Source organism: Massilia sp. Root133, assembly GCF_001426525.1.
Taxonomy (GTDB): Bacteria; Pseudomonadota; Gammaproteobacteria; order Burkholderiales; family Burkholderiaceae_D; genus Telluria; species Telluria orientalis.
In genome coordinates, this window is sequence record NZ_LMEW01000035.1 from 225,533 (window position 1) to 237,612 (window position 12,080).

Annotated in this window: 12 protein-coding genes; 5 read left to right on the forward strand and 7 right to left on the reverse strand. The window is 66.2% G+C overall.

From position 1 onward, the window contains the following. Positions 1–140 precede the first annotated feature (140 nt). The 4 genes from ASD28_RS27800 to ASD28_RS27810 are packed head-to-tail and all read right to left on the reverse strand — an operon-like array spanning position 141 to position 2,753. Positions 141–680 carry a gamma carbonic anhydrase family protein gene (locus ASD28_RS27800; RefSeq protein WP_056136419.1) on the reverse strand — a complete coding sequence of 180 codons (540 nt, stop codon included), beginning with the start codon at positions 678–680 and terminating at the stop codon, positions 141–143. Positions 681–706: 26 nt separating this feature from the next. Beyond that, complete coding sequence (locus tag ASD28_RS27805; RefSeq protein ID WP_056136422.1) at positions 707–1,072, reverse strand: VOC family protein; 366 nt, start codon at positions 1,070–1,072, stop codon at positions 707–709. Positions 1,073–1,092: 20 nt separating this feature from the next. Next, positions 1,093–1,233: a hypothetical protein gene (locus ASD28_RS32165; RefSeq protein ID WP_156403719.1), complete on the reverse strand. Its 141-nt coding sequence runs from the start codon at positions 1,231–1,233 to the stop codon at positions 1,093–1,095. Beyond that, complete coding sequence (locus tag ASD28_RS27810; protein ID WP_056136424.1) at positions 1,230–2,753, reverse strand: dienelactone hydrolase family protein; 1,524 nt, start codon at positions 2,751–2,753, stop codon at positions 1,230–1,232. The genes ASD28_RS32165 and ASD28_RS27810 overlap by 4 nt, the downstream gene beginning before the upstream one ends. A gap of 116 nt (positions 2,754–2,869) precedes the next feature. Here ASD28_RS27810 and rpiA point away from each other — a divergent pair, with 116 nt between their 5' ends. Together rpiA and ASD28_RS27820 are read left to right on the forward strand one after the other, a co-directional pair. After that, positions 2,870–3,547, forward strand: a complete 678-nt coding sequence (gene rpiA / locus ASD28_RS27815; RefSeq protein ID WP_056136425.1) for a ribose-5-phosphate isomerase RpiA — start codon at positions 2,870–2,872, stop codon at positions 3,545–3,547. Between the two features lie 56 nt (positions 3,548–3,603). After that, the gene (locus ASD28_RS27820; protein WP_229412430.1) at positions 3,604–3,876 is read left to right on the forward strand and encodes a hypothetical protein; all 273 of its coding nucleotides are present in this window, start codon (positions 3,604–3,606) and stop codon (positions 3,874–3,876) included. A 45-nt stretch (positions 3,877–3,921) separates the two neighbouring features. Here ASD28_RS27820 and ASD28_RS27825 read toward each other — a convergent pair whose 3' ends face one another. Next, on the reverse strand, positions 3,922–4,194 hold the full coding sequence (locus tag ASD28_RS27825; RefSeq protein WP_056136429.1) for an oxidative damage protection protein: 273 nt from the start codon (positions 4,192–4,194) through the stop codon (positions 3,922–3,924). Positions 4,195–4,381: 187 nt separating this feature from the next. After that, complete coding sequence (argA, locus tag ASD28_RS27830) at positions 4,382–5,695, reverse strand: amino-acid N-acetyltransferase (RefSeq protein WP_082577168.1); 1,314 nt, start codon at positions 5,693–5,695, stop codon at positions 4,382–4,384. Between the two features lie 54 nt (positions 5,696–5,749). Here argA and hrpA point away from each other — a divergent pair, with 54 nt between their 5' ends. Continuing rightward, complete coding sequence (gene hrpA / locus ASD28_RS27835; protein ID WP_056136433.1) at positions 5,750–9,871, forward strand: ATP-dependent RNA helicase HrpA; 4,122 nt, start codon at positions 5,750–5,752, stop codon at positions 9,869–9,871. A gap of 103 nt (positions 9,872–9,974) precedes the next feature. After that, on the forward strand, positions 9,975–10,427 hold the full coding sequence (locus ASD28_RS27840) for a DUF2214 family protein (RefSeq protein ID WP_056136434.1): 453 nt from the start codon (positions 9,975–9,977) through the stop codon (positions 10,425–10,427). 3 nt (positions 10,428–10,430) lie between these two features. On the opposite strand, the gene ASD28_RS27845 is transcribed toward ASD28_RS27840, so the two are convergent. After that, entirely contained in the window at positions 10,431–10,940 is a 510-nt protein-coding gene (locus ASD28_RS27845) for a DUF6622 family protein (RefSeq protein ID WP_056136436.1), read from the reverse strand. Positions 10,941–11,157: 217 nt separating this feature from the next. Between ASD28_RS27845 and ASD28_RS27850 the strand changes: the two genes are divergently transcribed. After that, positions 11,158–12,015, forward strand: a complete 858-nt coding sequence (locus ASD28_RS27850) for an intradiol ring-cleavage dioxygenase (RefSeq protein WP_056136437.1) — start codon at positions 11,158–11,160, stop codon at positions 12,013–12,015. Positions 12,016–12,080: the final 65 nt, after the last annotated feature.

Below are 12,080 nucleotides of genomic sequence, written 5' to 3' on the forward strand. Positions count from 1 at the left end.
AACAGTCAATGATCTCCTGATAATAGGGCGACCGGATTCCACTTCGTATTAAATATTGAATCAATATTTTTTCGATTTTGCAGTTTTCGGCGCTTCTGCTGCAGAGGGCCGGCGTGCGCGCGGACGGTCGATTGTTGGAATTACCCGGTGTATCCGTTCAGATAATTGTCCTTGATGCGCACATAATGCTCGGCCGAATAGCGCAGGTACGCGATCTCGGCCTCGGTCAGCGCCCGCACCTTGACGACGGGCCGGCCCATGTACAGGAAGCCGCTTTCCAGCGTCCTGTTCGGTGGGACGAGGCTGCCGGCGCCGACCATGACGCGGTCCTCGACCACCACGTCGTCCATCACGATGGTGCCCATGCCGATGAGGCATTCGTTCCCGATGCGGCAGCCGTGCAGGATGACGGCGTGGCCGATGGTGACGTAGTCGCCGATGACGAGCGGCGAGCCGTCCGGCCTGGCGGGCGTCTTGTGGGACACGTGGCCCATCGTCAGGTCCTGGACGTTGGTGCAGCGGCCGACGACGATGTCGTTGACGTCGCCGCGCAGCACGGCGTTGCACCAGACCGAGCTGTCCGCGCCGAGGCGGACGCTGCCGATGACCTGGGCCGAGGCGTGCACGTAGACGCGCTCGGCAAGCTGCGGAGCGGTGTCGAGGTAGTTCGAGAGCGGCATGGTGAAGTTTTTTTAACGGTGGGTGATCAGGCCGGCGGTTCCCACAGCTCGACCTTGTTGCCTTCGGGATCGATGACCCAGCCGAACTTGCCGCATTCGCCGTCGTCCGTCCTGTCGAGCACATTGCAGCCTTCGTCGCGCAAGGCCTGTAGCAGGGCGGCGAGATTGTCGACGCGATAGTTGATCATGAACGGGGCCCGGCTCGGCGCGAACTGGTCGCTGTCCGCAGCGAACACGGACCAGGCGGTGGTGCCCTTGGGGTCCGTCCAATCGAACGCGGCGCCGCCCCATGGCTTTACGTCGATGCCCAGGTGGCGCGTGTACCAGGCGCTCAGCGCGGCCGGGTCGTTTGCCTGGAAGAAGACGCCGCCGATGCCAGTGACTCGCTTCATGTGACCTCCGGATTATTTGTTCAGGTTACGTCGACCCCGTCGTACGCATCGCTGGCCTGGACGGAGGCCGGATAGGCGGGCATCGGAAAGACGACGGTCTCCTCCACGTCGGCGCCTGCCGCCAGGGGAAGGGGCACGACGGCGCCGATGACGTATTTCATTGCGCCACCGCGACGCCCAGTGCCCCCAGCCGTTCGCGCGCATGCGCCTGCCCCGGCTCCAGCGCCAGCGCCTGCCGGTAATTCGCGATGGCCGCGTCGCGCTCGCCGGCCGCCTCGTACGCCTGGCCGAGGCCGTCGTAGAGGAAGTCGAAGCGTTCCGGATACAGTTTGACGCCCAGCCGGAACACCTGCATGGCATCGGCGGCGCGCCGTTCGCGCAACAGCTTCATGCCCCAGTCGTGGGCTTGCAGCGGGTCGAGGGCGAGGTCGGGATTCTGCGCGTGCAGGCGGTCGTAGATGGTGGCGATGTGCTCGAAGCCCTGCTGGCCCAGTTGTTCGAGGAACGTGTCCAGCGTCGGCGGCGCGCCCGTGGCGCGGCGTAGCGCGAACGAGACGAAGCCGGCCGGCGGACGGTTCGCGGCGACGGCGTCGTCCAGCTGGCGGCGTGCCGGGGCATCGTTGCGCAAGCGGGCGTCGAGGAAACGTTCGACCATGCGCGCCATCGCGCCGTAGGTCTGGGCCGATTGCGCGCGCGTGCGTGTGCCGAAGGCCGCGTCCGGCGCCATGCGCAGCGACCACGACGAGAAATCCATGTGGCTCGCGGCATCCAGCGTGGCGAGATACACGTCGGCATAACGCATGCGCCCCAGCAGTTCGGAGCCGATCGCGCCTTCGTCCTGCAGGCGCGTCATGTACAGCAGCGGGATGCCCAGGCGTTCCGGCGTGACGTAGCCCGCGGCGCGCGGGCCGCCGTTCACGTAGTCGTACGCGGCGCGCAGCGAGCCGTCCAGCGTGACGAGGGCGCGGATGCGGTCGTCGCGGGCCGCGGCCAGCACGCTTGCGAGGCTGCCCCAGCTGTGGCCGACGACGGCGATGCGGTTCGTGTCCGCCTGCGCCAGCGTGTGGGCGTAGCCAACCAGGAAGCCGATGTCGTCCGCCTGCGCTTCGGCGCCCTCCAGGCTCGCGGTCATCGTGTGCGAGCGCGGGCCCAGCGACGGCGTCGCGATCACGATGTAGCCGTGGCTCGCGAGGTATTCGCACAGGTCGGTGTTCTCGATGGCGTAGGCGCTGTGGCTCGGCGCGTAGATCACGACGGGGAATTTACCGGGGCGCTCGGGCGCGTCGCGCAGGGCGCGCACGGGGCTGGACAGGTCGCGCTGGACCTGCGGGGTGCGTGTCTCGACGAGCGCGTCGGTGGCGCGGCGCACCTGGTCCGGCATGCGGCTGAATTCCTCTTCCGTCGCCACCGTCGCCACGTAGTCGCGGTAGGTCAGCGCGCCGCCGGTGCCGATGGCCGGATACCAGATCAGCGTCTGCAGCGGCCGCGACCGGTCGCCGCTCGTTGCCTGCGCCGTGACGGGACTGCGCGGGTGCTGGTAGACGCGCGCCCGGTCGTACTGCTGGCGGACGTGGAAGCCGACGCGGTATGGGCCGGGCGGGGCGGACGGCGTGAAGTCGGCGGCCGTCGCGGTGTGCGCGAGGACGAAGGCGAGCAGCAGGGTGGTCAGGATCCGGAGCATGGGTCGTCGGCGGGTGTTTCTTTGGTTGCAAGATTATATGCTGAATTGGCATGATATTCGGCGCGACATGTGAATCCGTTAAAATGTCGGATTCTTCTTCACCTCCTTCCAACATCATGACTCAGGACGAACTCAAGCAAGCAGTGGCGCGCGCCGCCATCGAATACGTGGTCGACGGCGAAATCATCGGCGTCGGCACCGGTTCCACCGCCAACTTCTTCATCGACGAACTCGGCAAGATCAAGTCGCGCATCAAGGGCGCGGTCGCGTCGTCGGAAGCGACGGCGACGCGCCTGCGCGGCCACGGCATCGAGGTGTTCGACCTGAACGACGTCGAATCGATTTCCGTCTACGTCGACGGCGCCGACGAGATCAATGCCACCGGCGCCATGATCAAGGGCGGCGGCGCGGCATTGACGCGAGAAAAGATCGTCGCGTCCGTGTCGGGCAAGTTCGTGTGCATCGCCGACGGCTCCAAGCTGGTCGAGACGCTGGGACAATTCCCGCTGCCGGTCGAAGTGGTGCCGATGGCCGCGAACGCCGTCAGCCGCAAGCTGGTCGCGCTGGGTGGCCAGCCGCGCCTGCGTACCAAGCCGGGCAGCACGGACGCGTTCGTCACGGACAACGGCGGCTACATCCTGGACGTGGCCGGCCTGGCCATCACGGATGCGGTGGCGCTGGAATCGGAGATCAACCAGATCGTCGGCGTGATCGCCGTCGGCCTGTTCGCCCGCCGCGGCGCCGACGTCTGCCTGCTGGGCACGGGCGACGGCGTCAAGAAGCTGACGTTCTGAGCATGAGCCGCCTGGCGCTTATCTGCGCGGCCGTCGCGGTGCTGGGCGGCTGCTCCATGTTCCACAGGCAGATGCCGGCCGCGCCAGCCGCACCCGTGGCCGTGGCCGATCCCGCGCCGGCCGTCGAGACGATTCCGTTCCGCATGGGCGTGTCGTCGGCGACCGTCGAGAAGATGGCGAAGCAGCAAGGGTGTACGGGCGGACAGGGTGCCGGGCTCATTACGGAGCCGGGACCTGTCGAGGTCTATCGCATGCGCTGCGAGGACGGGCAAATGCGCGGGAAAGTGTTCATGGCGCGGTGCGAACTGCGCCAGTGCCGGCAGATGTAAGGCGTTTTCTGCAGCGGGGCGGCAAGGCTGCCCCGCTACAATAAATCAGGCGCTCGGCGGTACGTAGCCGGCAGCCTCGTCGGCGCCTTCGCCGAAGAAATGGCGTTCCATTTGCGTGGCCAGGTATTTGCGGGCGCGCGCGTCGGCCATGTTCAGGCGGTTTTCGTTGATCAGCATCGTCTGGTGCTTCAGCCAGCCATCCCAGGCTTCCTTCGACACGCTTTCATAGATGCGCTTGCCCAGTTCGCCCGGGTACGGTGGGAAAGCCAGGCCTTCGGCTTCTTTGTTCAGTTTGATGCAGTGGACGGTGCGGGCCATGTTCTTGCTCCTGGTTCGGTATCGGAAAACGTGATTATAAAGCGACGCGGCCGCTGCCGCGTCGTCCCCGCGAAAGCGGGGACCCATGCTGAGCAACAGAATTCAGTACTTTGGAAGCGGTGCGGCATGTTTGACGCTTGGCTTCGGAAAGTCTGCATGGGTTCCCGCCTGCGCGGGAACGACGGTTTTACAGCTGCTTGATCAGAATCTGCGACCTGCGTTGCCAGTTGTACATGTGCGCCCGGTCCTTGGGCAGGTCGTCGACGGTCGCCGGCACGAACCCGCGCTTCTTGAACCAGTGCGACGTGCGCGTGGTCAGCACGAACAGCTTGTTCATGCCGGCGGCGCGGGCGCGGTTTTCCATGTGCTTCAGGATGCGCTCGCCGTCGCCCTGCGTTTGCGCCTCCGGACTGATGGTCAGGCAGGCCATTTCCGCCATCTTCGATTCCGGGAACGGGTACAGCGCGGCGCAGCCGAAGATGACGCCGTCGTGCTCGATCACGGAGAACTGCTCGATTTCGCGTTCGATCAGCTCGCGCGGACGCTTGACCAGCGTGCCGTCCGCTTCGAGCGGTTCGATGAGCTTGATAATGCCGCCGACGTCCTCAATTGTGGCCTGGCGGAGGCTCTCCAGGTTGTCGTGCGTGATCATCGTGCCCACGCCGTCGTGGGTGAACAGTTCCAGCAGCGCGGAGCCGTCCGTCGAGAACGGGACGATGTGGGCGCGGTCGACGCCGCTGTTGCACGCCTTGATCGCGTGCTGCAGGTAGAACGACGCGTCGTTCGGCAGGAAGCCCGCCTGCAGCACGGCTTCGGCCTGGTGCGACGACAGTTCGCGGATGTCGCCGCCGCCGGCGTCCTTCATCAGCGGCGTTTCCGTGATGAAGATGAGCTTTTCGGCATGCAGGGCGATGGCGGCGGATACCGCCACGTCTTCCATCGTCAGGTTGAACACCTCGCCGGTCGGCGAGAAGCCCAGCGGCGACAGCAGGACGATGTTGTCCTCGGTCTCCAGGATGGGCTGGATCTTGGCGGCGGCGACCTTGCGCGTCACGCCCGTCAGCTCGTGGTCGACGCCATCGATCACGCCCAGCGGGCGCGCGGTGACGAAGTTGCCGGACACGATGCTGATGTGCGCATTCGACATCGGCGTGTTGGGCAAGCCCTGGCTGAACGCGCCCTCGATGTCCAGGCGCAGTTCGCCGGCGGCTTCCTTGGCGCATTCCATCGCCGCGCTGTCGGTGACGCGCACGCCGTTGTGGAAGCGGCCCGCGACGTTACGCAGCGCGAGCTGCTCGGCCACCTGCGGCCGCGACCCGTGCACCAGCACGACGCGGATGCCGAGTCCGACCAGCAGCGACAGGTCCTGCGCCAGCACGGGCAGGGCGCCGGCCGACACCAGTTCACCGGGGAAAGCGACGACGAAGGTCTTGCCGCCGAATGCGTGAATATACGGCGCGACGGAGCGCAGCCACTGGACGAATTGGGTAGGGTTTTCCATTTGCCGCATTATAATTCGCTGCGCGACTTGCGCACCAAATCCTCGTAAAAATCAATGTCTGAACAGAGTAACAAGCCTGCGCCCAAGCCGGCGCGCGCCGCATCCCCCGACCGCTCTTCGCAACCGTCGCGCGGCGACGCCCGTCGCGGCCCGCGCCCGCCTGCGCGCGAGGGCGCGCTCGCGAACGCGCTCGCGCAGGCGCAGGTGCGTCCGTCGTCAGGCTCCACCTTGCGTGCGGATGCACAGGCGCAGGAGCGCCCGGCCAAGCTGCGCGAAGGCGGCCAGCGTCCGCGCGAGGAGCGCCCCGCGCGCAAAGAGTCGGTGCGCAATCCGCTCCCCCCGATCACCTTCCCGGAAGACCTTCCTGTCTCTGGCCGCCGCGCCGAAATCGCGAAGGCGCTGATGGAAAACCAGGTCGTGATCGTGTCCGGCGAAACCGGCTCGGGCAAGACGACGCAGCTGCCGAAGATCTGCCTGGAGCTGGGCCGCGGCGAAAAGGGCATGATCGGCCACACGCAGCCGCGCCGCATCGCCGCGTCGTCGACCGCGAAGCGTATCGCGTTCGAACTGGGTTCGCCGCTGGGCGAGCACGTGGGCTACAAGGTCCGCTTCAACGACACGCTGTCGTCCGGCGCCTGGGTCAAGCTGATGACGGACGGTATCCTGCTGGCCGAAACCCAGACCGACCCGCTGCTCAAGGCCTACGACACGATCATCATCGACGAGGCGCACGAGCGCAGCCTGAACATCGACTTCCTGCTCGGCTACCTGAAGGAGATCCTGCCGCGCCGGCCGGACCTGAAGGTGATCATCACGTCCGCGACGATCGACGCCGACCGCTTCGCGCGCCATTTCGGCACGCCCGAGAAGCCGGCGCCCGTCATCGAAGTGTCGGGCCGCTTGTACAAGGTCGAGGTGCGCTACCGCCCCGTCGAACGTGACCAGGAATTCGCACCCGCGGCCGACGGCAAATCGGTCTCCAAGGCGCAGGCCGCGCGCGACAAGCGCGACCTGATGGATGCCGTCGTCGACGGCGTCGATGAACTCTGCCGCCTGGGATCCGGCGACGTGCTCGTGTTCCTGCCCGGCGAGCGCGAGATCCGCGACTGCGCCGAAGCGCTGCGCAAGCATCATCCGCCGCACGTGGAGATCCTGCCGCTGTTCGCGAGGCTCTCGGTCGAAGAACAGGACCGCGTGTTCCGCACGACGAATGCGCGCCGCATCGTCCTCGCGACGAACGTGGCCGAGACGTCGCTGACGGTGCCCGGCATCCGCTACGTCGTCGACGCCGGCCTGGCGCGCGTAAAACGCTACAGCTACCGCAACAAGGTCGAGCAACTGCAGATCGAGGCGATCTCGCAGGCCGCCGCCAACCAGCGCGCCGGCCGTTGCGGCCGCGTCGCGGACGGCGTCTGCATCCGCTTGTACGAGGAAGACGATTTCCTGCAGCGGCCGAAATTCACGGACCCGGAGATCCTGCGTTCGTCGCTGGCGGCCGTCATCCTGCGCATGAAGTCCCTGCACCTGACGGACGTGGAGACGTTCCCGTTCGTCGAGCCGCCGCAGGGCCGCGCCATCGCCGACGGTTACCAGCTGCTGCAGGAACTGGGCGCCGTCGACGACGCCAACGAACTCACGGCGATGGGCCGCAAGCTGGCCAAGCTGCCGCTCGACCCGCGCGTGGGCCGCATGATCCTGGCCGCCGTCGACAACGTGTGCCTGACCGAGATGCTGATCATCGCATCCGCGCTGTCCGTGCAGGACCCGCGCGACCGGCCGATGGAATACCAGCAGCAGGCCGACGAGAAGCACAAGAAGTTCGCCGACGAGAAGAGCGAATTTTTAAGCTTCCTGAAGATCTGGCGCTGGTTCGAGCAGGCGATCGAGCACAAGAAGACGAACCGCCAGCTGCAGGACAACTGCCGCGAGAACTTCCTGTCGCAGGTGCGCCTGCGCGAGTGGCGCGACGTCCATTCGCAACTGCTCACGATCGTCAAGGAGCAGGGCTGGCGCCTGAACGACGCGCCCGCGACGTACGAGCAGCTGCACATGGCGCTGCTGACTGGCTTGCTCGGCAATATCGGCTACAAGATGGAAGACGATTCCGGCGCCTACCTCGGCGCGCGCGGCATCAAGTTCCACATCTGGCCGGGGTCCACGCTCGGCAAGAAGGCCGGTAAATGGATCATGGCGGCGGAACTGGTCGAGACGACGCGCCTGTACGCGCGCTGCATCGCCCAGATCCAGCCGGAGTGGGTCGAGAAGATCGGCGGCCACCTGCTGAAAAAATCGTGGGGCGAGCCGCGCTGGGAAAAGCGCACGGCGCAGGTCACGGCGAGCGAGCGCGCGACCTTGTACGGCATCGTCGTCTACAGCCAGCGCCGCATCAACTATGCGCAGCACAATCCGGCGGAGGCGCGCGAGATCTTCATCCGCGATGCGCTGGTCGGCGGCGATTACGAGACGCGGTCGCAGTTCTTCGCGCACAACCACAAGCTGATCAAGGAAATCGAAAACCTCGAGCACAAGTCGCGCCGCCTCGACGTGCTCGTGGACGACCAGTTGATCCATGCGTTCTACGACAACGAGATCCCGTCGGACGTGGTGAACGGCGCGGGTTTCGAGAAGTGGTACAAGGACGCGTCGCGCGACAACCCCAAGCTCCTGTACCTGAACCGCGAAGAACTGATGCGCCACGAAGCGGCGGGCGTCACGACGGAGCTGTTCCCGAAGACGATGAACGTCACCGGCATCGAGATGGGCCTGTCGTACCACTTCGAACCGGGCAGCCCGCGCGACGGCGTGACCCTGACCGTGCCGCTGTTCGCGCTGAACCAGATCCCGCGCGAGCGCGCGGACTGGCTCGTGCCGGGCATGCTGAAGGAAAAAGTGCAGCTGCTGCTGAAGTCCCTGCCGCAGAAGCTGCGCCGTCACTGCGTGCCGCTGCCGGAATATGCCGCGCGCTTCTTCGAGCGTAACGAGGATCCCGTGCGCTTCGGCCGCGGGGACCTGATCGACGCGCTGATCGCGGACATCCACGCGCAGACGGGCGTGCGCGTGATGACGACCGACTTCAAGCTGGAGACCTTGCCGGCCCACCTCTTCATGAACTTCAAGGTGGTCGATGAACACGGCCGCCAGCTGGACATGGGCCGCAACCTGGCCACGTTGCAGGCCGAGTTGGGCGGCCAGGCGCGCCAGAGTTTCCAGCGCATGGCGGAGACGACACCGGCTGCCGGGCCGTCAAGCGCCAAACCGCTGGCTGCGCAGGCCGCGCCGGCACCGGCGAAAGGCAAGCCCGCACCGGCCGCACCCGCCGCGCCGACCGCCCACACGAGCATCACCGGCTGGACGTTCGGCGAACTGCCGGAGCTGTTGGAGATCACGCAGGGCAAGATCACGCTGATCGGCTTCCCCGCGCTCGTCGACAAGGGCACGCACTGCGACCTGGAAGTCTTCGACGATCCGAACGTGGCGGCGCGCACGCACCGCATCGGCCTGCGCCGCCTGTTCGCGCTGCAGTTCAAGGACCAGTTGAAATTCGCGGAAAAGAACGTGCCGGGCCTGCAGCAGATGGGCATGCAGTTCATGTCGGTGGGTACACCGGAAGAACTGCGCGAGCAGATCGTCAACAAGGCCATCGAGATCGCCTGCCTGCAGGATCCGCTGCCGCACGATGCCGCCTCGTTCAACAAGCGCAAGGACGAGGGCAAGGGCCGCATCGGCCTGCTGATCAACGAGACGGCGCGCCTGGCCGGCCAGACCCTCGCGGAGTTCCACGGCCTGCCGAAGCGCCTGCAAGGCCTGCCTCCCGCCGTCGCGGGCGACATGCAGGCGCAGTTGCAGGGGCTCGTGCACAAGCGCTTCATCGCGGAGACGGAGTACAGCCAGCTCGCGCACTTCCCGCGCTACCTGAAGGCGATGAACGTGCGCCTGGAAAAGCTGCGCGGCAATCCGGCGCGCGATGCGCAGCTGATGGCCGAGTGGCAGACGGCGGCGACGCAGTTCCAGCGCACGGTGAAGAACCAGCCGCTGAAGAACCTCGACCCGCGCATGATCGAGTTCCGCTGGATGCTGGAAGAACTGCGCGTGTCGCTGTTCGCGCAGGAGCTGCGTACGCCGATGCCGGTGTCCAGCAAGCGCCTGCAGAAAGTATGGGAGTCGATGCTGCGCTAGTCAACACCGGGGTCAGAGCCCGATTTTTGGAAATTGCCCAAAATCGGGCTCTGACCCCGAAGTTTGCTACAGTTGATATCTCATCACTGCCAACGATCTTGCCATGACCGACCTCGTACTCGCCATCGTCCACCACCTGATCGTATTCGGCATCGCGTCCGCCCTGGCCGCCGAACTGGCGCTGATGCGGCCCGCCGCGATGTCGCCGCAGACCGTGCGTCTGCTGGGGCGCTTCGACGCGGCGTACGGCATCATGGCGCTGGCTATCCTGATCGTCGGCTTCCTGCGCGTGGCGTATGGCGCGAAGGGCGCCAGTTTCTACATGCACAACCCGATGTTCTGGGCCAAGATCGCCGCCTTCGCCGCCGTGGGCCTCATTTCGATCAAGCCCACGTTGCGCATCCTCGCCTGGCAAAAACGGGCGAAGGCGGATGCGGCGTTCGTGCCGGCGATGGACGAAGTCAATGCGCTGCGCCGGACGATGCTGCTGGAGATCCACGTGTTCGCCTTGATTCCGATCTTCGCGGCCATGATGGCCCGCGGGGTCGGGTACTGATTCTCAGGCGGCTGCCGCGCTGGCCGGCAGCATGCGCACCGACGCCATGTCGCCCACCAGCCGGCCGATGAACCAGCCGTTGAAGACGCCGAACAGGCCGCACACGATGCAGGCGAACAGCGTGTCCTGACGCAGCTGCGGCGCGACCGACACGGCCACCGACGCCGCGTACTTCGTGAAGAACACGGCCATCATCATGACGAGCGGCAGGCGGCTGCCGCACACGCGCACGTGGCCCGGCACCGCGCTCGCCGCGATGCGTTCCGAACCGGCCAGCCCCGCAGCCAGCGCCACGCCGGCCGCCGCCACCGCCCACGCGGCCAGCGCCCAGCCGCCGAGGCCGAATTTCGCGCTGATGTCCTGCAGCGACAGCACCAGCATCACGGCCGGAATCATGACGAGCTTGCGGACTTCCATGTCGCGGTCGCGCATGGCGGCCATGCCGCGGTAGACGAGGAAGGCGAGGATCGCCCAGACGTACAGCGGGGTGTGGGTCAGGATCTGGATCAGCATGGTCGGCTCCGTAAAGTGCGCTCAGTGCGGGTTAAGTTGGTGCCACTGTGCCAGCGCCTCCGCGGACCCGTGCGCCCGTGCGACGACATGCCCCGATCGCGGCGCGAAATGCGGCAGGGCGGCGCGAAATGCGGCGTCTTTACACAGCTTTACGGTGGTTGACCGCGCTTAACGTTTCCCCATCCGACAATGCGCCTTCCGTAACCCAGGGGGACACATGGATCACTCACACCACAGCCTTGCCGAAGACCTCGAGCGCATGCTCGCCACCCAGGCCAGCCGGCGCCAGTCGCTGCGCTGGCTGTTCGCGTCCGCGGCTGCCGTGCCGCTCACGAGTTGCGGCGGGGGCGGCGGTGCGTCCGGCGATATCGTGGCGTCATCGACGACGTCCACGGGCAGCACCGGCACGACCACCACCACCACCGGCACCTGTTCCGTCATCCCGGAGGAGACGGGCGGCCCGTACCCGGGCGACGGCACCAACAGCAACGGCAACGGCATCGCGAACGCGCTGGCACTGTCCGGCATCGTGCGCAGCGACATCCGCACGAGCGTTTCTCCCGGCAGCAAGACGGCGGCGGGCATCCCGACGACCCTGAAACTGCAGATCGTGAACGCGGGCGCGAGCTGCGCCAGCGCGGCCGGCGCCGCGGTCTACCTGTGGCACTGCGACCGCGACGGCAATTACTCGATGTACGCGAGCGGCCTGACGAGCGAGAACTACCTGCGCGGCGTGCAGGAAGCGGACAGCACGGGCACTGTGACGTTCACGACGGTCTTCCCGGGCTGCTACTCGGGCCGCATGCCGCACATCCACTTCGAGATCTACGCCAGCCTCGCGAAGGCAACGAGCGCCGCCAACCGCGTCAAGACCTCGCAGTTCACGTTCCCGATGGCGACCCTGAACGAAGCCTATGCGACGACGGCCTACAGCACCAGCTCGCGCAACCTGGCCTCGATGAGCTATGCGACGGACAACGTGTTCAGTGACGGCACGTCGCTCCAGATGGCCTCCGTGAGCGGGGATCCGGTGAACGGATATGTAGTTACGCTGACGATAGGTGTGTCATTGTGAATGGTAAAACAAACATAAAAATGTCTTAGAAAATCCTTACGATGTGATATTCTCGCTCTTGTGAT

Bases quoted from the DNA above. Each gene is read 5' to 3' on its own strand.
- ASD28_RS27800 (WP_056136419.1), bottom strand. From the start codon at position 680: ATGCCGCTCTCGAACTACCTCGACACCGCTCCGCAGCTTGCCGAGCGC.
- ASD28_RS27805 (WP_056136422.1), bottom strand. From the start codon at position 1,072: ATGAAGCGAGTCACTGGCATCGGCGGCGTCTTCTTCCAGGCAAACGAC.
- ASD28_RS32165 (WP_156403719.1), bottom strand. From the start codon at position 1,233: ATGAAATACGTCATCGGCGCCGTCGTGCCCCTTCCCCTGGCGGCAGGC.
- ASD28_RS27810 (WP_056136424.1), bottom strand. From the start codon at position 2,753: ATGCTCCGGATCCTGACCACCCTGCTGCTCGCCTTCGTCCTCGCGCAC.
- rpiA (WP_056136425.1), top strand. From the start codon at position 2,870: ATGACTCAGGACGAACTCAAGCAAGCAGTGGCGCGCGCCGCCATCGAA.
- ASD28_RS27820 (WP_229412430.1), top strand. From the start codon at position 3,604: ATGTTCCACAGGCAGATGCCGGCCGCGCCAGCCGCACCCGTGGCCGTG.
- ASD28_RS27825 (WP_056136429.1), bottom strand. From the start codon at position 4,194: ATGGCCCGCACCGTCCACTGCATCAAACTGAACAAAGAAGCCGAAGGC.
- argA (WP_082577168.1), bottom strand. From the start codon at position 5,695: ATGGAAAACCCTACCCAATTCGTCCAGTGGCTGCGCTCCGTCGCGCCG.
- hrpA (WP_056136433.1), top strand. From the start codon at position 5,750: ATGTCTGAACAGAGTAACAAGCCTGCGCCCAAGCCGGCGCGCGCCGCA.
- ASD28_RS27840 (WP_056136434.1), top strand. From the start codon at position 9,975: ATGACCGACCTCGTACTCGCCATCGTCCACCACCTGATCGTATTCGGC.
- ASD28_RS27845 (WP_056136436.1), bottom strand. From the start codon at position 10,940: ATGCTGATCCAGATCCTGACCCACACCCCGCTGTACGTCTGGGCGATC.
- ASD28_RS27850 (WP_056136437.1), top strand. From the start codon at position 11,158: ATGGATCACTCACACCACAGCCTTGCCGAAGACCTCGAGCGCATGCTC.